Annotated in this window: 19 protein-coding genes and 1 pseudogene; 6 read left to right on the top strand and 14 right to left on the bottom strand. The window is 65.2% G+C overall.

Going from position 1 to position 15,041, the window contains the following annotated elements; translation table 11 throughout:
* Nucleotides 1–100: 100 nt before the first annotated feature.
* A complete protein-coding gene (locus L1087_RS01545) occupies nucleotides 101–451 on the bottom strand; it encodes a DUF5615 family PIN-like protein (RefSeq protein ID WP_234557311.1) in 351 nt (116 codons plus the stop codon).
* The gene (locus L1087_RS01540; protein WP_038047221.1) at nucleotides 435–668 is read right to left on the bottom strand and encodes a DUF433 domain-containing protein; all 234 of its coding nucleotides are present in this window, start codon (nucleotides 666–668) and stop codon (nucleotides 435–437) included. Before L1087_RS01540 ends, L1087_RS01545 begins: the two co-directional genes overlap by 17 nt.
* Before the next feature lie 95 nt (nucleotides 669–763).
* On the opposite strand from L1087_RS01540, the pseudogene L1087_RS01535 reads away from it, so the two are divergent.
* Nucleotides 764–1,108 (top strand): annotated as a pseudogene (locus tag L1087_RS01535) (transposase); the annotation flags it as partial.
* Nucleotides 1,109–1,204: 96 nt separating this feature from the next.
* Here L1087_RS01535 and L1087_RS13285 read toward each other — a convergent pair.
* The 6 genes from L1087_RS13285 to L1087_RS01505 form a co-directional block, all read right to left on the bottom strand.
* A complete protein-coding gene (locus tag L1087_RS13285) occupies nucleotides 1,205–1,561 on the bottom strand; it encodes a type II secretion system protein (protein WP_326490691.1) in 357 nt (118 codons plus the stop codon).
* A gap of 220 nt (nucleotides 1,562–1,781) precedes the next feature.
* Entirely contained in the window at nucleotides 1,782–3,521 is a 1,740-nt protein-coding gene (locus L1087_RS01525) for a hypothetical protein (RefSeq protein ID WP_234557310.1), read from the bottom strand.
* 10 nt (nucleotides 3,522–3,531) lie between these two features.
* The gene (locus L1087_RS01520; RefSeq protein WP_234557309.1) at nucleotides 3,532–4,278 is read right to left on the bottom strand and encodes a prepilin-type N-terminal cleavage/methylation domain-containing protein; all 747 of its coding nucleotides are present in this window, start codon (nucleotides 4,276–4,278) and stop codon (nucleotides 3,532–3,534) included.
* On the bottom strand, nucleotides 4,275–4,802 hold the full coding sequence (locus L1087_RS01515; protein ID WP_084584786.1) for a type II secretion system protein: 528 nt from the start codon (nucleotides 4,800–4,802) through the stop codon (nucleotides 4,275–4,277). The genes L1087_RS01520 and L1087_RS01515 overlap by 4 nt, the downstream gene beginning before the upstream one ends.
* Nucleotides 4,799–5,272, bottom strand: coding sequence for a GspH/FimT family protein (locus tag L1087_RS01510; protein WP_234557308.1), 474 nt, complete (start codon nucleotides 5,270–5,272; stop codon nucleotides 4,799–4,801). Before L1087_RS01510 ends, L1087_RS01515 begins: the two co-directional genes overlap by 4 nt.
* Before the next feature lie 54 nt (nucleotides 5,273–5,326).
* Entirely contained in the window at nucleotides 5,327–5,797 is a 471-nt protein-coding gene (locus L1087_RS01505) for a GspH/FimT family protein (RefSeq protein WP_130842413.1), read from the bottom strand.
* 66 nt (nucleotides 5,798–5,863) lie between these two features.
* On the opposite strand from L1087_RS01505, the gene L1087_RS01500 reads away from it, so the two are divergent.
* Nucleotides 5,864–7,054 carry a thiolase family protein gene (locus L1087_RS01500; protein WP_234557307.1) on the top strand — a complete coding sequence of 397 codons (1,191 nt, stop codon included), beginning with the start codon at nucleotides 5,864–5,866 and terminating at the stop codon, nucleotides 7,052–7,054.
* Here L1087_RS01500 and L1087_RS01495 read toward each other — a convergent pair.
* The 4 genes from L1087_RS01495 to L1087_RS01480 all read right to left on the bottom strand — a co-directional run bounded on the left by L1087_RS01495 (nucleotide 7,051) and on the right by L1087_RS01480 (nucleotide 10,510).
* A complete protein-coding gene (locus tag L1087_RS01495) occupies nucleotides 7,051–7,242 on the bottom strand; it encodes a hypothetical protein (RefSeq protein WP_234557305.1) in 192 nt (63 codons plus the stop codon). The genes L1087_RS01500 and L1087_RS01495 overlap by 4 nt on opposite strands.
* The gene (locus L1087_RS01490) at nucleotides 7,229–7,534 is read right to left on the bottom strand and encodes a nucleotidyltransferase family protein (protein ID WP_234557304.1); all 306 of its coding nucleotides are present in this window, start codon (nucleotides 7,532–7,534) and stop codon (nucleotides 7,229–7,231) included. The genes L1087_RS01495 and L1087_RS01490 overlap by 14 nt, the downstream gene beginning before the upstream one ends.
* Nucleotides 7,535–7,578: 44 nt before the next feature.
* Nucleotides 7,579–7,887 carry a DUF503 domain-containing protein gene (locus L1087_RS01485; RefSeq protein WP_234557303.1) on the bottom strand — a complete coding sequence of 103 codons (309 nt, stop codon included), beginning with the start codon at nucleotides 7,885–7,887 and terminating at the stop codon, nucleotides 7,579–7,581.
* Between the two features lie 157 nt (nucleotides 7,888–8,044).
* Nucleotides 8,045–10,510: a BamA/OMP85 family outer membrane protein gene (locus tag L1087_RS01480; protein WP_234557302.1), complete on the bottom strand. Its 2,466-nt coding sequence runs from the start codon at nucleotides 10,508–10,510 to the stop codon at nucleotides 8,045–8,047.
* A gap of 45 nt (nucleotides 10,511–10,555) precedes the next feature.
* On the opposite strand from L1087_RS01480, the gene L1087_RS01475 reads away from it, so the two are divergent.
* Genes L1087_RS01475 through L1087_RS01465 form a run of 3 tightly spaced genes read left to right on the top strand, consistent with a single transcriptional unit; the run spans nucleotide 10,556 to nucleotide 12,482 of the window.
* Entirely contained in the window at nucleotides 10,556–11,383 is an 828-nt protein-coding gene (locus L1087_RS01475; RefSeq protein WP_135260044.1) for a purine-nucleoside phosphorylase, read from the top strand.
* Between the two features lie 3 nt (nucleotides 11,384–11,386).
* The gene (locus tag L1087_RS01470; protein WP_234557301.1) at nucleotides 11,387–12,022 is read left to right on the top strand and encodes a YggS family pyridoxal phosphate-dependent enzyme; all 636 of its coding nucleotides are present in this window, start codon (nucleotides 11,387–11,389) and stop codon (nucleotides 12,020–12,022) included.
* 7 nt (nucleotides 12,023–12,029) lie between these two features.
* The gene (locus L1087_RS01465) at nucleotides 12,030–12,482 is read left to right on the top strand and encodes a DivIVA domain-containing protein (protein WP_038042885.1); all 453 of its coding nucleotides are present in this window, start codon (nucleotides 12,030–12,032) and stop codon (nucleotides 12,480–12,482) included.
* Here the strand turns inward: L1087_RS01465 and L1087_RS01460 are convergent.
* Entirely contained in the window at nucleotides 12,424–13,008 is a 585-nt protein-coding gene (locus tag L1087_RS01460; protein ID WP_135260045.1) for a YdcF family protein, read from the bottom strand. The two genes, L1087_RS01465 and L1087_RS01460, sit on opposite strands and share 59 nt — an antisense overlap.
* A gap of 40 nt (nucleotides 13,009–13,048) precedes the next feature.
* On the opposite strand from L1087_RS01460, the gene hflX reads away from it, so the two are divergent.
* Entirely contained in the window at nucleotides 13,049–14,731 is a 1,683-nt protein-coding gene (gene hflX, locus L1087_RS01455) for a GTPase HflX (protein ID WP_234557300.1), read from the top strand.
* Here the strand turns inward: hflX and L1087_RS01450 are convergent.
* On the bottom strand, nucleotides 14,719–14,985 hold the full coding sequence (locus L1087_RS01450) for an acylphosphatase (protein WP_135261156.1): 267 nt from the start codon (nucleotides 14,983–14,985) through the stop codon (nucleotides 14,719–14,721). The two genes, hflX and L1087_RS01450, sit on opposite strands and share 13 nt — an antisense overlap.
* Nucleotides 14,986–15,041: the final 56 nt, after the last annotated feature.

Genomic DNA, 15,041 nt, shown 5'->3' with positions numbered 1-15,041 from the left:
AAGCCGCTTCAGCTTTTGCCGATGGGGTAGCCTCCTGCGCGGGTGATCAGGGGGTGGAGCGGGCTCAGGAAGGGGTTTCCACGCCTCCCTGAGGGCGGCCTCAGCGCCAGGGCCTCGAGCGCACCTTATCCCTTCCAAGAACGGTGAGGTGTCCCTCCAAGACTAACCCCTCAGCCATAACCTGGAGGAGCAGGCGGGCGGGTTCCTCGGGGTGGGCAGGCGTCAGCCGGAAGAGGACCAACCCGGCCGGCCTTTCGCTGTAGGATTGGTAAAGCTGTCCGAAGTCCAGGTCCAGGGTGAGCAGGACAGCGTCGTGCTTGGCTGCCAGCGCCCATACTTCTCCGTCGGGGATCCCAGGGGAGGTTTCTACCACGGCAAGAACCACAAAGCCGCGGTTGCGGAGCAAGTGTACGCTGGCCAGGGGAAGGTTCTCGTCAGCGAGAAAGCGCAAAGAGCCTTTCCTCCTCCAGGACCTCTTGGGCGAAGGCTAAAGCGGCCTGGAGCCCTTCCGGTGGGAGTTGGGGGTAGTTGGCGAGGATCTCCTCCCGGCTCCATCCCTGGGCAAGGAGGCCCAGGAGGAAAGCCACCGAAAGGCGCGTGCCTCGGACCACGGGCTTACCGCCCAGCACCCCAGGGTCGGAGGCGATCCACTCCCGCCAAGATGTCATGAGGTGAGTTTAGCACCGGGCATGCGGGCTGGGGAAGCTCTTCCCCACCTTCTCCCTGGGGTCCTTGGAGAGGCGGCTAGCCTAAGTGCCCACCCTTGGTGTTTGGGCCTGTGCGGTCGGGGGAGGTGCGGGCGTACCTGTAGGGCGTGGTGGAGAGGCTGGAGAGGCCCATGAAGGTCTTTTTGGACAATGCGGCGTTTCACCGGGGGGAGTGGATAAGGGAAGCTTTGGAGGGGTGGGCCAGGCGAGGGTTAAGCGTGGGGTATCTGCTGCGGTACAGTCCGCATTGGAACCCGATGGAGGGGGTGTGGCGGTGGGTGAAGGGGTTTCTGATGCCCCGGCGGCACTACCGGAATTTGGCCGAGCTGGCGGATGCCGTTCGCCTGGCCCTAAGGGCCCTGGGAGGAGTGGAGTTGGTTTTCCAAGGGGAGGGCACTTAAGGAAAAGGGTACTAGACATTTTGCGATGGCCTCAATAAAAGGCACACACAGGGCAGGTCCCTGTGCGTGCTTTTTCGGTCCTCCTAACCTCGAAGCTTAGGGGAACGTTTTGCTGAAGCCACCAGGAGCCCCAACTGTTATGGTAAATGCGTCAGGTCCGGTGGCGTTATATGTACACGAAACGCCGGCAGGAGCATTGCCCACACTGAAGCTTCCGGCGGTAAAACCATCAGCGCAGTTTGTATCGGTAATGTCAGTAGCTGCCCTTTGAGGATCCTCAGCCAGGTAAGCTGACACAACCTTGTATACGTTCTGGCCATGTGCTTCGGCTGCCCGCTGGGTAGCTGTGCGCCTCGCGTTGAGCAAGTTGGGCACCAGCACCGCCGCCAGGATGCCGATGATGGCGATGACGATCAGGAGCTCAATCAGGGTGAAGCCTTTTGCGTTCCGCATACCTCTATCTCCTTAGAGTTTTCCGCGCTTTCATGCATTGCGCGGCCATGAGTGCCTTGGGCCTATTGCCGACCTGCCTTCACCGCTTTGCCTTTATCTCTAACCCTGCTCTCACCTCCTCTCGCCCAGCATTCTCGGGGGCTCCTCCTGCCCTTGTCAACCCCCCCGTTTGGGGGGGTCAGCCTCAGGATGGCAGGGGGGTGTGAAAGGGGTGTGAAAGCTAGCGGCGCTCATAGGTTAGTTGCCCGAAGAAGGCGCTGGTGGTGTTGGGGGCCAAGTTGAACCCTGGGGGAAGGTTGAACTCCAGCCCGGGTACTTGAACGATGCTGGTATTCCCCGAGCCTGCGTTGCAGTTGTTGGAGGTGCAGACCTCCCTGGCCACCACGGTGCCGAAGACAGTGGAGTTCTGCTGGATGATGGCTCGCTGTCCCGCGTAAAAAAGCCCCATAACGACCTGTTTTCGGGGTGAGCTGCCGGGAAGATTTTGGGTGTCGCCCGTGATCGTCAGGGTGTTTTCCGCAATGAGGCCCAACACATCCCGGTCGGGAAAGCTTTGTCCGGGAAGGAGATTGCCCTCCAGGGTGATGTTGCCTCCTTGGTTTTGTTTAGCCTCCACGAACAGGGTGGCCTTGTTGGTGTAGCGCACCACCACGTCCTCCTCGAACTTCAGATCGTAGCCACGGAAGTTAACCGTGCCGTAGACGGTGAGCGTTCCCTGCCGCGTGATGGCATCATAGGTGTAGATAAAGCCTTTGGCGTTGGGAGGAGTGCCCTCCAAACAGGTGATGGGGGTTTGCCCAAAGGTCAGGGTATTCCCCGAAAGGATGGTGCTGAGATCGCAGACCAAACCCGAGGGGATGGAACTTGCCCCTTTTTCTAGCACCACCCCTTGAGTAGCTGCGAGGTTGCGCAGGCACTCGCGCCAGGTCTGCCCCGCATTGGTACACGGTCCAGACAGGCTGGGAATCGCAGGGGGGTTGGTGTAGGGGAAGGCCCCTATGCCCCCCGAAGTGTACAGGTTGGCCCCTCCGCCCACGCAGACATCCGGTGCATTGCTTACATTGTTGCACTCATTTTCCCGTGTTCCCTGAGTGCCGCTTCCCACATAGATGCCGTCTACCTTTGGGTTCCATCCGTCCGAGGCACTAAGGCCCTGGGGCAAAGAGGCATCACCGATCTGGGAGTTCCCCCAGATTTTTACTTTGCCTCCTGTCACGCTGAGGGTAGCGCACATATCCCTTTGCTCCATTGCCTGGAGCTTGAGAAAGTTGCGGATCTGGTCTACAGTAAAGTTGTTGCCAAAGAGCTGGGCCAGCTGGGTGGCGGTGTAGTAGTTGTGCATCTTAAAAGCGCCGGAACTCCCGATGACGAAATCGCTCGGGTTGGTGGCTTGTGCATACACCGAACCCCAAATTTCCAGGTTGCCGTTTAAGGTGCCTACTCCGAGGCCAGTGGCGATGGCGTTGGAAAAGATGCCTTTGGAACTGACCCGCGCCACGGCGGTCACCGTGGCCTGAGCCCCGCCGTACTGGCCGACGGAGCGCAGGGTCAGATAGGAGCCGGAAACGGAGAGACTTACGGTGTAGGTGCCCCGGCTTCCGTCGGGAAACAGGATGGTTTCGGTAAGAGTGCCGCCATTAGGCAAATCAGTGCCCGCGGCGATGGTCCCGTTGCGGTCGAGATCCAGACCAATGGTGAGCAGGTTGCCACACTGGGCATAGCGGGCCAGCTCGCTTCCGTAGGTATTGATGTTGTTCAGGTAGTAGCGAAAGGTCTGAAAGGCCAGGGTCTTGTACTTCTGGATGCCCGCTTGCGCCACGGCGTAAGCTTGATTAGCGGTCACGTCGTTTCGGGTGGTCCAGATTTCCAGCTGTGTGGTGAAGAAAGTTCCAAAGACGAGGACGGCTATCACCACCACCACGGCCAGGGTGGCTACCAGGGCAATTCCTTCTCGGCGCACGGAGTACCTCCTACTGGTCCTTCAGGCTGGGTAGTTCGACCCTTTCGCTGGTGCCAAAGCATATCCGCCCCAACGGGCAGTTTTCGGTCAGAGTGGAGTTGCCCGACACGACGCTGAAGGACGAGGCATCAGGCGGGTTTCCAGGGGCCGGGGTTAAGGAAAAACCTACGACCGTGATATACGCTGCTCGCGCATATCGATTGCCCGTGCAAGGCGGGCTGCCCGTATCGGCAAAACTGCCGTCCGAGCACTCAAAACGCAGGTTAAGAACCAAGATGTTGTCCGCCAGGGGCTGAGGGCTGGCAGATTGGGAGCAGCCCACGTCGCTTCGGCGAAGGGTATACGAGTCAAAGCTATACTCCACTTTTCGGCAGGCTTCCGATGTTGGTCTAAGGCTGGTAATGTAGCGAACGGAGAAGCGGTCCCGCAAGCTAGTAGAGTTTCCTGCATCGGCGGAAAGGCAGGGGTTGGTACTGGAGCATCCCTGCCAACCCGAGATGGCTTCCGTGACCCCGGCGATGAACGAGTTTGCTGAACCGGCGGAGAAACTCACGTATCGGCTGCTTCCGGCCATCATCAAGTCTTGCTTCACCAGCTCCATAACCATGCGCACGCGGTCTTGCACCTCGTTTCGGGCTTGCGTGCGTCGGGCTAAGTCGGCTTGGTCTAGGAGGGCTCGGGTGACCAAGACTCCGAGGACGACCAGGATGGCTGATGCAAGCAGAAGTTCCAGGAGGGAAAAACCCTGACGCTTCATGGCCGACCCCCTCCAGAGGCGGTGGGGGTGGGACAGGGGGCAGGGGCATCTCGGGTGGGGGATGGATAAACGTCGTAGCAAGAGACGCGACGGATCAGGGCCACCTGGGGGGATGTGGTCATGTTGGCTATGGAACCCCTGGCGCTTAGTAGGATGAGTCCCTCTCCTTGGATGCCGCTCTCTCCACTCACGCTCCACGAGACGGTGACGCGCCCCACCGTGCTGTTGCCTGAACAAGCTACAGAGTTGAGGGGTCTACCGATGATGCTGCTAGCGTTCGCAACGGCAGACGGGCAGCCCCAATAATAATCGTCAAAAGCGTAGATAGAGCCGCTTTTTGCCAGAACCTCAGCGTTCTTAGCTTCCAAGACCTGCGTAAGTGCGGCTTTGATCTCCGTGACCAATCTCATGCGTGCGGAGGTGCGTAAGTTAGAAAGCTGATTAAACAGCAAGGCTCCAAACGCAATGCCTAGGATAGCCATGGCGATTAGGACTTCTATGATGGTAAGGCCACTCCTTCTCATTGCACGCTCGCCCTCCCTTGACCAGAGATCTGCACGGTCTTGGTGTACGTTTCCGCCCGGTTGCGCAGGGTGACGGTGGAAGCGGTAAAGGAGGTGGGGATGCCGCGTGGGTCAAAGACCAGGGTGGAGGCTCCCGTGACGGCGGTGAGCCGTACCCGGGCCCAGTCCCCTTGGCCGAAGGTGACGCCTTGGACCACGGTTTCCCCCGTGTTGAAGGTCCCGTCCCTGTTGGCGTCTACGAAGATCAGGTAGCCTCCAAAGCCCTGGGTGCTGAAGTGGATGCCCACGAACTCGTTCCGCCGGATGGCCTCCAGCCGGGCCCTCGTCACCTGGGCGGCCAGGGACTGGGCGGCCTGGTTCACGGCGATGCGGTCGGAACGCAGGTAGCTCGTGCCCAGGGCCAGGAGAATCCCCAGGATGGCGAGGATGATGACGAGCTCTATAAGGGTCAGGCCACGGGGCTTCCTCATTCCCTTCTAAGGGTAGACGAAAGGGGTGGGGTTCGCATCCCCCAAACGGGGGGTCTACTCCACCCGGGCCCGGCCCTGCTGGCTTATGACCACCTTGCGGGTGGAGGTACCGGAGGCGAGGGTTATGGTGCCGGTGATGGGTTTGGCGGGAACCCCCCTGGGATCGAACAGAATGGGCATATTGCCCAGGGTGCTTCGGTTGGGGTCCAGCCGTACCCGGGCCCAGCCTCCCTCCCCAAAGCGCACCACCTGCACCTCCTCCCCCGGGGTGTAGCGGCGGTCCCCGTTTCGGTCCACGAAGACCGCGTAGCCCCCAGCCCCCTCGGTGAAGACGTGGAGCCCGGCGAAGGCGTTCTGCCGGATGGCCTCCAGCCTGGCCCGGGTCACCTGGGCCGCCAGGGAGCGGGCGGCGCCCTCCAGAGCCAGGCGGTTCGGGGAGAGGAGGGGAAGGCTCAGGCCCAGCAAGACCCCCAGGAGGCCCAGCACCACCAAGAGCTCCAGGAGGGTGAGGCCTTGCCTGGGCATCCGCCTGGAGTATAGCAGGGGGCCGCCCTCGCCCCAGGTGCCCCGGCGCGCGGGTATGATAGGCCCATGGGCGAGGTCTACATCGTTTCCGCGGCGCGCACCCCCATCGGCCGGTTCGGGGGGGTGCTGAAGGACGTGAGCCCGGTGGAGCTTGGGGCCCACGCCATGCGGGCCGCCTTGGCCCGGGCGGGGGTGGAGGGGAAGGATTTGGACCTCTACGTGTTCGGGAACGTGCTAAGGGCTGGGCACGGGCAGCTCCTTCCCCGGCAGGCGGCCCTAAGGGCGGGCATCCCCAAGGAGGTGGACGGGTACCAGGTGGACATGGTCTGCGCCTCGGGGATGATGGCCGTCATGAACGCCGTGCAGTTCCTGCGCACGGGGGAGGCGCACCTGGTGCTGGCCGGGGGGATGGAGTCCATGAGCCAGGCGGGCTTCTACCTCTCCCACCGGGCAAGGTGGGGGTACAGGTTCCTTATGGGGGCCCCGGAAAACCTCCAGGATATTCTCCTCCGGGACGGGCTTTCCGACCCCTTTTCGGGCGAGGCCATGGGGGAGCAGGCGGAAAGGCTCGCCCAGGACTATGGGGTGGGCCGGGAGGAGGTGGACGAGGCCGCCTTCCTCTCCCATAAGAGGGCGGCGGAGGCCACGGAGAAGGGGTTCTTCGCCCAGGAGATCGCCCCCATGGAGCTTCCCGGGAAGAAGGGGCCGGTGGTGGTGGACCGGGACGAGGGGATAAGGCCCGAGACCACCTTGGAGTCCCTGGCCGCCCTTAGGCCCGCCTTCCGGAAGGACGGCATCCTCACCGCGGGGAACGCCAGCCAGATCTCCGACGGGGCGGCGGCGCTTCTTTTGGCCTCGGAGGAGGCGGTGAAGGCCCACGGCCTGAAGCCCCTGGCCCGGGTGCTGGGCGGGGCCTGGGCGGCGGGGGAGCCCTGGCGCTTCCCCGAGGCCCCCATCCCCGCGGTGAAGCGCCTGCTGGACCGGCTTGGCATGCGGATTGAAGACTTCGGCCTTTTTGAGAACAACGAGGCCTTCGCCCTCAACAACGTCCTCTTCCGCCGCCTTCTGGGGGTGCCCTACGAGCGCCTCAACGTCTTCGGGGGGGCGGTGGCCCTGGGCCACCCCATCGGGGCCAGCGGGGCCAGGATCCTGGTCACCCTCCTGAACGCCCTGAGGCAGAAGGGGGAAGAAAGGGGCCTGGCGGCCATCTGCCACGGCACCGGGGGGTCCACGGCCTTTGGGGTGGAACTGGTTTAGGCGCCCAGCTCCTCTAGAATCTGCTCCAAGCGGGTGAGGAGGTGGGGGAGGCGCACCACGGCGAGGGCGGTGGTGTCCTCTGGGGGGAGGGAGGCCAGGTTCTTCCCTTGCCCCAGCTCCAGGGCCCTGCGGGCGGCGTCCCGCATGTGCAGGAGCCGGATTCTATCCGAAACCCTAGGCGGCCTCATAAAGGGGATGGGCCTCCCTTAGGGCCTCCTCGCGGAAGTAGCGGCTGAGGCTCTTCGCGGTGTGGAGGTCCACCTGCCTCCCGAACAGGCGGGAGAGCTCCTCTTGCAGGCGCACGAAGCCCAGGCCCGGGACTTGGCCGGGGAAGAACTCCACCAACAGATCCAGGTCGCTTGCCTCCGAGGCTTCTCCCCGGGCGAAGGAGCCGAAGAGAAGGAGCCGGCGCACGCCGTAGCGCTGGCAAAGCTCCTGGAGGCGCTCCCGATCGGGGGTAGGCAGGGAGCTAAGGTCCACCTCTTCCATCTTAGCCCGAGGGCCTGGTTGCCGGGGGCAGGCCCCTAGACCAACCCATCCAGCTCGAAGGCCTCGAGGCGGAAGGCCTCGAGGGCCACCCTAAAATCCCCCTCGCGGGCCAGGAAGCGGGCGGCCTCGCGCAAGGTGGCCTCCACCCAGGCGGGGTCGTTGCCCAGGAGGGAGAGGCCCACCACCTCAAAGCCCCAAGCGTCCAGGCCGTGGAGCCGGGCGGCGGAGACGGGGAAGCGGGCTTTTACCCTTTCCAGGGCGGGCTTGATGAGGGCGCGCTTCTCCTTGAGGCTTCTGGCCGGGGTTTCCAGCCTGGCGGTGTAGAGGCCGAGGTAGGCTTTCATGGCAGAAACGCCGGGCGGCGTCAAGAACAGTTTGCGTTAGCCCGCGCCTTGGCGCAACCAAGGGCCCGTGCGCGGGGGTTGCCGCAATGGGCAGGGAAAGGGCCGATGCCCAAAGGCCTTTGGGGCCCCCGTGGGGGCGCAAGCCCCCACGGGGTGCTTAGAACATGGGCCCGATGCGGAAGTGGAGCCTTCCCGTGGGGCTTTCCGGGCTGAAGGCGTAGTCCAGCCGCAAGGAGGGGAGGAGGACCCCCAGCACGTCCAGGTCCAGCTGCAGCCCCACCCCGGCCCCCCACTTCACCCCGCCGGTGTTGTCGGCGATGCCCAGGTCGGTGAAGAGGATGCCGTAGAGGTTGGTCCCCCCCTGGGGGGAGAGGTTGAAGTTGTAGCGGTACTCCACGCTCCCCGTGGCGAAGGAAAGCCCCCCGTACTTGCGGTCCTCGTAGCCCCTGAGGAGGAAGGCCTCGGCCCCGCTCCCCGAGAGGAAGAAGCGCTCGCTTTCCGGGGGGAAACCCAAGAGGGTGCCCGCGGAGAGGCGGAAGGCCAGGGCCTGGCGCCGTTCCTCATCCAGGGGCATATAGGTCTTCCCTGTGGTCACCAGGGGCACGAAGAAGCTCCGCCCCCCCGTGTCGGGGAGGGAGAGACCCAGGCCGGTGCTGAGGCTTGCCTCATAGCCCTGGGTGCGGAAGCGGGGGTTGTCTACCTCCAGGTAGCTCACCCCGGTGTCCAGCCTGAGGGTCCAGCCGGGGGTGGGGAGGAGGCTTTGCGCCAGGGAGAGGTTCTTGTAGCCGGTGCCGTCGCAGTACTTGGGGTCGGCGGGGTTTGTGACCGCGGAGTCGCAGGGGGCGTTGGGGTCATAGACCTCGAGGGCATACGTCGACCGCCGGGCGGAAAGCCCCAGGGAGAGGCGCAGGTTCTCCAGGTTCTGGGAGAAGGGGCGGGAGAGGGAGAACCCGCCCCCGGTGCGCCGTTCCGTGTACTCCCAGCCGGTGTCCGTGCTTCCTTGGAGGAGCTTGTTGTTGCCGATTGGGGTGGAGAAGAGGCTGAAGGAAAGGCTGGTGCGCACCTCCTTCAGGTCCAGGTAGTCCAGGTAGAGCCAAGGGATGGCGTAGCTCACCGAGAGGGAGAGGTTGTCCCTGGCCTCGTTTTGCACGAAGGCCAGGTCCACCCCCACTTGGTGGGCCAGGCCGAAGAGGTTGGTCTCCTTAAAGGAGACGCTACCCGACCAGCCTTCCAGGGAGCTCCAGCCCAAAGCGGGCTGGAAGAGGCCGGTGCGGGCCTCCTTCAGGGAAAGGACCACCACCACCTGGTCCTCCTTCTCCCCGGGGGCCAGGCGCACCCCGGGGGGCTCGGCCAGGAGCCCGGTGGCCATGAGGCGGGCGATCCCCTGGCGAAGGGCCTGGACGCTGAAGAGGCTACCCGGCTTGGGAAGTTCCCGCAGGATGACCTCCTCCTGGGTGCGGTGCTGCCCCTGCCACTCCAGGCGGTAGCCCCCGATCTTGAGCTCCAAGACCTGGAGGCGGAAGGTCCCGTCCTGGAAGCCGAAGCGCACGTCGGCCACCTCGAGGCCCTTCTCCTGGTAGAAGCTGGCGATGCGCCTCGCGTCCTCCTGGGCCAGGGCTGGGGTGTAGACGTCGCCGGGCTTCAGGCGGAGGAGGGCGAGGAGGGTTTCCGTGGGGAAGGCGGTGTTGCCCCTCAGATCCACCCGCTCGATCACCCCGCCTTCTGGGCCCAGCTGGAGCTGGACCACCACCCCCTCCCCCTCGGGGGTGAGGTTGAAGTTCACCACCCGGGAGAGCTTTTTGGAAAGCGCCTGCACCCCTTCCAGAAGGAGGTCGTAGCGCAGGTAGTCCCCGGGCTTCAGGGGAAAGCCCGCGAGGTCCAAGCCTTCCCCCTCCAGGCGCACCACCTTAAGTTCCCGCACCGCCACGGTGAGGAGGCCGTCCTCGAGGCGGCTTTCCTGGGCATCGGGGCCGCTATAGCGGTAACCGGCCCTCTCGTAGCGGGCGGCGATGGCCTTCAGGGCTTCCTGGTACTTGGCGAAGTCGAAGGGGCCCTTTAGGGGTTCCAAGAGTTTCAGGAGCTCGGCCTCGGGGAGGAGGCTTGCCCCTTGCAGGCGAACCTCCTTCACCTCCGGGCTTTCCTCCACCCGGAAGGTGAGGAGCATTTTGCCCCCCTGCTCCTTGGCCTCCACTTCCACCTTGGGGGTGAAGGGGAAGCCGTTTTGCCGGTAGGCCTGGGCCAGGGCCTGGGCGGCCTCCCCGGCCCGGATGGGGTTATAGGTGGCCTCCGGGCCGATGGCGAAGTTCTGCTCCAGAAAGCGCAGGAGGGCTTCCTGGGGAAAGGCCTTGGCCTCCACCTTCACCTCGGCGATGGGGGGGTAGGGAGTAAGGATGACCCTAAGGACATTCCCTTCCAGGCGCACCTCCACCTGCTGGAAGTAGCCCGTGGCCAGGAGGGCTTTCCGGGCTTCTTCCAGGTTCCCAGGTTCGTCCCCCACCCCGAAAGGTAAGGCGGCCCGGGCCAGGGCCTGAAGGACGGGGTCGCTCCCTTCCACCACCACCTCGCGGATGGGGGCCGCCAGGGCCAGAAGGCCCAGGAACACCAGGGCAAAAAGCCGCTTCATGGCGGAAAGCTTACCAGAGGCGGGTGAAGGGGGCGTGAGAGTAGAATGGCGGGCATGGAGGTCTACGAGAAGATCCAGGAGGCCGTGGCCTACATCCGCTCCAAGACCGGGTTTGTGCCGGAGGTGGGGATCGTCCTTGGCTCGGGGCTTGGTCCCCTGGCGGAGGAGGTGGCCCTGGAGGCGGAGATCCCTTACGGGGAGATCCCCCACTTTCCCCTTTCCACCGCCCCCGGGCATGCGGGGAGGCTAATCCTGGGGGAGCTTGAAGGCAAGCGGGTTCTGGTGTACCAAGGCCGGGTCCACTACTACGAGGGCTACAGCCCCGAGGAGGTGGTCTTCCCCGTACGGGTGGGGTATTTCCTGGGGGCCAAGACCTTTATCCTCACCTCGGCGGCGGGGGGGCTTAACCCCAGGTTCCAGGCGGGGGGGATCATGCTCCACCTGGACTACCTCAACGTGGCTGGGGTCAACCCTTTGCGGGGGAAGAACGACGAGCGGCTCGGCCCCCGCTTCCCGGTGATGTTCGAGGCTTACGACCCGGAGCTCATCGAGCTGGCCCGCAAGGTGGCGCGGAAGCAGGACCTGCACCTCCTCGAGGGGGTCTACGCCTGGTTCCTGGGGCCCAGCTTCGCCAGCCGGGCCGAGCTGAAGATGCTTAGGGATCTCGGGGCCGATGCCATCGGCATGTCCACGGTTCCCGAAGTCATCGCCTTAAGGCACCTAGGGGCCAGGGTCTTGGGTCTTTCCACCATCACGGACATGGCGGTGCCGGAAAGGGAGCACCACGCCACGGAGCAGGAGGTGCTGGCGGTGGCGGCCAAGACGGGGCCCATCTTCCGCCGCTTTGTGCGGGGCATCCTGGCCGAGCTTTAGGCCATGGGGCTTCCCCAGGTCCTCGAAGCCATGGAGGCCGCCTGCCGCCGCGCGGGGCGGGATCCCAAGGGGGTGCGCCTGGTGGCGGTGACCAAGGGGAGGAGCGTGGAGGAGATCCAGGAGAAGGTCCTCCGCTACGGCCCCTTCCCCTTGGGGGAAAGCCGGGTGCAGGAGGCCTTGAAGAAGATGGAGCTTCTAGAGGCGGAGTGGCACTTTATCGGTCCCCTGCAGCGCAACAAGGCCAAGTTCGCCCCCCGGTTCGCCCTTATCCACTCCCTGGACTCCCTGCGCCTGGCGGAGGCCCTGGACCGGGTGGGGGAGAAGGTGGGGGTGAGGCTTAGGGTCCTGGTGGAGGTGAACCTGGGCCGGGAGCCCCAGAAGCACGGGTTTTTGGAGGAGGAACTGCCCGAGGCCCTGGCCCGGGTGCGGGAGATGGCGCACTTGGAGGTCCTGGGCCTCATGACCGTGCCCCCGGTGGGTCCTGAGGCTGTGGTCCGCCCCATCTTCCGGAGGCTTTCGGAGCTCGCCGACCGCTATGGCCTTCCCGAGCGCTCCATGGGCATGTCCGACGATTTCCCCATCGCCATCGAGGAGGGGGCCACCCTGGTGCGGGTGGGCCGGGCCCTTTTTGTAGACTGAGGTGCACATGGACCTAACGCCCTTGGACGTGCGCTACCAGGAGTTCCCCACGGGGCTTCGCGGCTACCAAAAAGAGGCGGTGAGGAGCTATTTGGCCCGGGTGGCCGAGGTCATGGAGGGCCTCATCCAGGAGAACGAGGGGCTCAAGGAGAGGCTTAGGGCCCTGGAGGAGGAGGTGGCCCGCCTGAAGGAGGCGGAAGGGGAGCTGAAGCGGGCGGTGGTGGCCGCGGAGCGCATCGCCCGCGAGCTCAAGGCCCAGGCGGAACGGGAGGCGGAGCTGATCAAGAAGGAAGCCCTGGCGGCCAAGGACCAGGTGCTAAGGGAGGCGGCGGAGGAGCTGAAGCGCTTGAAGGGGGAGGTGGAGCGGATTAGGCAGGAGAAAGCCCTTTTCGCAGCGCAGTTCAAGGCCCTTTTGCAGGGGTACCTGGATTCCTTGAGGCATCTGGAGGGGGGCTCCTGAGGCCGTGCCCTCCGGGGAGGGGTTTTAAGCCCAGATAGAGCCACAGGCGGTAAAGGGCCTCCTTCAGCCAGTACCCCAGGGGGTAGGATCCCTCCACCGGGTGGCCCTCCGCCTTTAGGCCCAGAAGCCGGGCCAGAAAAAGGGCCCGGGGCAGGTGGGGGGCGTCGGTGACCAGGAGGATGCGCCCGGAAAGGTGGGGCTTGAGGAAGAGGAGGTTCTCGTAGGTGGTCTGGCTTTGGGTTTCGCAGAGGAGGGCCTCCCGGGGTATGCCTTTGCTCCCCAAGTAGCGGCAACCCACCTCCCCCTCGCTGTACCGGTCCCCGGGGAGCCTGCCCCCTGCCACCGCCACCCTGGGGGCCAGGCCCTGGCGGTAGAGGACGAGGGCGGCCTCGAGGCGCCTTTCCAGGGCGGGGGAAGGCCTGCCCCCGTACTGGGCCGCCCCCAGGACCACGATCCAGCTGTAGCCGGGCTGGGCCACGGCTGGGGCCAGGAGGAGGGCCAGGGCAAGCCAGCGCACCTTTTTCAATCTAGGGCCAGGGGCGGTTTTTTGGTATACTGGGGGGGCATTGGAGAAGATCTTCGGCAAGACCGAGGGGCTCAAGAAGAGCGAGCTGAAGAGGCTTTCCAACCTGTACCGCAGGCGGGTTCCCGCAGACCGGGTTCTCACCCCCGAGCTGGCCCAGGCCCTGGCCGGGCTTTCCCAGGAGATCGGGAGGCCCGTAAGCCTCCTCCTGGACCGGGAGGGCCGGGTGGTGCGGGTGGGGGTGGGCGACGCCAAGGACCTGCCCATCCCCGAGGGGGCCAGGGGGGAGAGGCGGCTATCGGGCTTCCGGCTCCTCCACACCCACCTGGCCAAGGGAGGGCTTTCCCGCCCCGACCTCTCGGTGCTTTTCCTGAACCGGCTGGACAGTTTGGCGGCCTTGGAGGTGGAGGACGGGAGGCCTACCACCCTGCACCTGGCCTTTCTCTCCCCGCCCAAGGCCCTGGCTGCTTCCAGATGGGAACACGTTACGGAGGACTGGCGCATCCTTCCTCCCAAGCCCTACTTCCAGTACCTGGATTTTGACCATAAGGCGGAGGTGGAGGCCCTGGAGGAGGAGCTGGCCCGCCAGGCCCGGGTGCGGGAGCTTCTGGACGGGAGCGGGGAGCGGGCCATTCTGGTGGGGGTGGACCGGGGTGAAGGGCCAGAGGCGGAGGCCTATCTGTCGGAGCTTGCCGAGCTCACCCGCACCGCCGGCGGGGTTCCCGTGAAAAAGGTCCTGGTCTTCCGCCCCCACCTGGACCCCCGGTATCTGGTGGGCCTGGGCAAGCTGGAGGAGCTCAAGAGCCTCGCCTACCACGAAAACGCCTCCACCCTCATCTTCGGCCTGGAGCTCACCCCCACCCAGGCCCGGGAGATCGAGCGGGCCACGGGCCTCAAGGTCCTGGACCGCACCCAGCTCATCCTGGACATCTTCGCCCTGCACGCCAAAACCCCCGAGGCCCAGGCCCAGGTGGAGCTGGCCCAGCTCCGCTACCTCCTCCCCCGCCTGGTGGGGAAGGGGAAGGAGATGAGCCGCCTGGGGGGTGGGATCGGCACCCGGGGGCCGGGGGAAACCAAGCTGGAGGTGGACCGGAGAAGGCTCCAGGAGCGCATCGTCCACCTGAGCCACAAGCTGGAGGCCTTCACCCGGCGCCGGGAGGAGGCGAGGAGGCAAAGGAAGCGCCGGGGGGTGCCCCTCATCGCGGTGGTGGGCTACACCAACGCCGGCAAGACCACCCTCCTCTCCGCCCTCGCCCGGGGTGGGGAGCCGGGGGAGGACAAGCTCTTCGCCACCCTAAGGCCCCTCACCCGCCGGGGCTTCCTGCCGGGGGTGGGGGAGGTGCTCTTCACGGACACCGTGGGCTTCATCCGCCAGATGCCCAAGGAACTCCTCACCGCCTTCCGGGCCACCCTCGAGGAGGTGCGGGAGGCTGATCTTCTCATCCACGTCCTGGATGCCTCAGAGGAAGGGGCCATGGGGCGGTACCGGGTGGTGGAGGAGCTTCTGGCGAAGCTGGGGGTGGAAGCACCCCGGGTCCTGGCCCTCTCCAAGGCGGACCGGGCGGCCCCCTATGACCTCTTCTACCTGCGGGAGAAGCTGGGCGGGGTACCGGTTTCCGCCTTGAAGGGCACGGGGGTTTCGGAGCTCAGGGAGGCCCTGGCGGAGGCCCTCCTAAGGGTGGGGGTTCGGCCCCAGCCCTGGGCCCAGGCCCCTCAGTACACGTAAAACCCCTTTAGGCCGGTTTCCTCGGCCCACTGGACCTCCACCCCCTCCACCCGGGCCAGGCGGGGGCCCTCTTGGAGGTGCCGGAGGAAGACGAGGAGGTCCTCTTTGGGCCCCTCCGCCACCACCTCCACCCGGCCGTCCGGCAGGTTCTCCGCATAGCCGGAAAGCCCCAGCTCTAAGGCTTTCTTCTGGGCGAAGGCCCGGTACCCCACCCCCTGCACCCTTCCCTTGACCAAGGCCACCAGGCGCGGCATGGTGGCATTTTAGCCTCCTTGCCACGCGGTTTTCATCTCCGCTGCCTATGCTAGTT

Source organism: Thermus tengchongensis, assembly GCF_021462405.1.
Lineage (GTDB): Bacteria > Deinococcota > Deinococci > Deinococcales > Thermaceae > Thermus > Thermus tengchongensis.
The sequence above is the reverse complement of the archived record's forward strand: the minus strand, read 5'-3'. Positions and strand labels throughout refer to the sequence as shown.

What these genes read in the sequence shown, in the direction of transcription:
- L1087_RS01475 (WP_135260044.1), top strand. Translation starts at nt 10,556, where the DNA reads ATGGCGGGCATGGAGGTCTACGAGAAGATCCAGGAGGCCGTGGCCTAC.
- L1087_RS01480 (WP_234557302.1), bottom strand. Translation starts at nt 10,510, where the DNA reads ATGAAGCGGCTTTTTGCCCTGGTGTTCCTGGGCCTTCTGGCCCTGGCG.
- L1087_RS01470 (WP_234557301.1), top strand. Translation starts at nt 11,387, where the DNA reads ATGGGGCTTCCCCAGGTCCTCGAAGCCATGGAGGCCGCCTGCCGCCGC.
- L1087_RS01465 (WP_038042885.1), top strand. Translation starts at nt 12,030, where the DNA reads ATGGACCTAACGCCCTTGGACGTGCGCTACCAGGAGTTCCCCACGGGG.
- L1087_RS01505 (WP_130842413.1), bottom strand. Translation starts at nt 5,797, where the DNA reads ATGCCCAGGCAAGGCCTCACCCTCCTGGAGCTCTTGGTGGTGCTGGGC.
- L1087_RS01510 (WP_234557308.1), bottom strand. Translation starts at nt 5,272, where the DNA reads ATGAGGAAGCCCCGTGGCCTGACCCTTATAGAGCTCGTCATCATCCTC.
- L1087_RS01495 (WP_234557305.1), bottom strand. Translation starts at nt 7,242, where the DNA reads ATGAGGCCGCCTAGGGTTTCGGATAGAATCCGGCTCCTGCACATGCGG.
- L1087_RS01515 (WP_084584786.1), bottom strand. Translation starts at nt 4,802, where the DNA reads ATGAGAAGGAGTGGCCTTACCATCATAGAAGTCCTAATCGCCATGGCT.
- L1087_RS01485 (WP_234557303.1), bottom strand. Translation starts at nt 7,887, where the DNA reads ATGAAAGCCTACCTCGGCCTCTACACCGCCAGGCTGGAAACCCCGGCC.
- L1087_RS01450 (WP_135261156.1), bottom strand. Translation starts at nt 14,985, where the DNA reads ATGCCGCGCCTGGTGGCCTTGGTCAAGGGAAGGGTGCAGGGGGTGGGG.
- L1087_RS01500 (WP_234557307.1), top strand. Translation starts at nt 5,864, where the DNA reads ATGGGCGAGGTCTACATCGTTTCCGCGGCGCGCACCCCCATCGGCCGG.
- L1087_RS01540 (WP_038047221.1), bottom strand. Translation starts at nt 668, where the DNA reads ATGACATCTTGGCGGGAGTGGATCGCCTCCGACCCTGGGGTGCTGGGC.
- L1087_RS01520 (WP_234557309.1), bottom strand. Translation starts at nt 4,278, where the DNA reads ATGAAGCGTCAGGGTTTTTCCCTCCTGGAACTTCTGCTTGCATCAGCC.
- L1087_RS13285 (WP_326490691.1), bottom strand. Translation starts at nt 1,561, where the DNA reads ATGCGGAACGCAAAAGGCTTCACCCTGATTGAGCTCCTGATCGTCATC.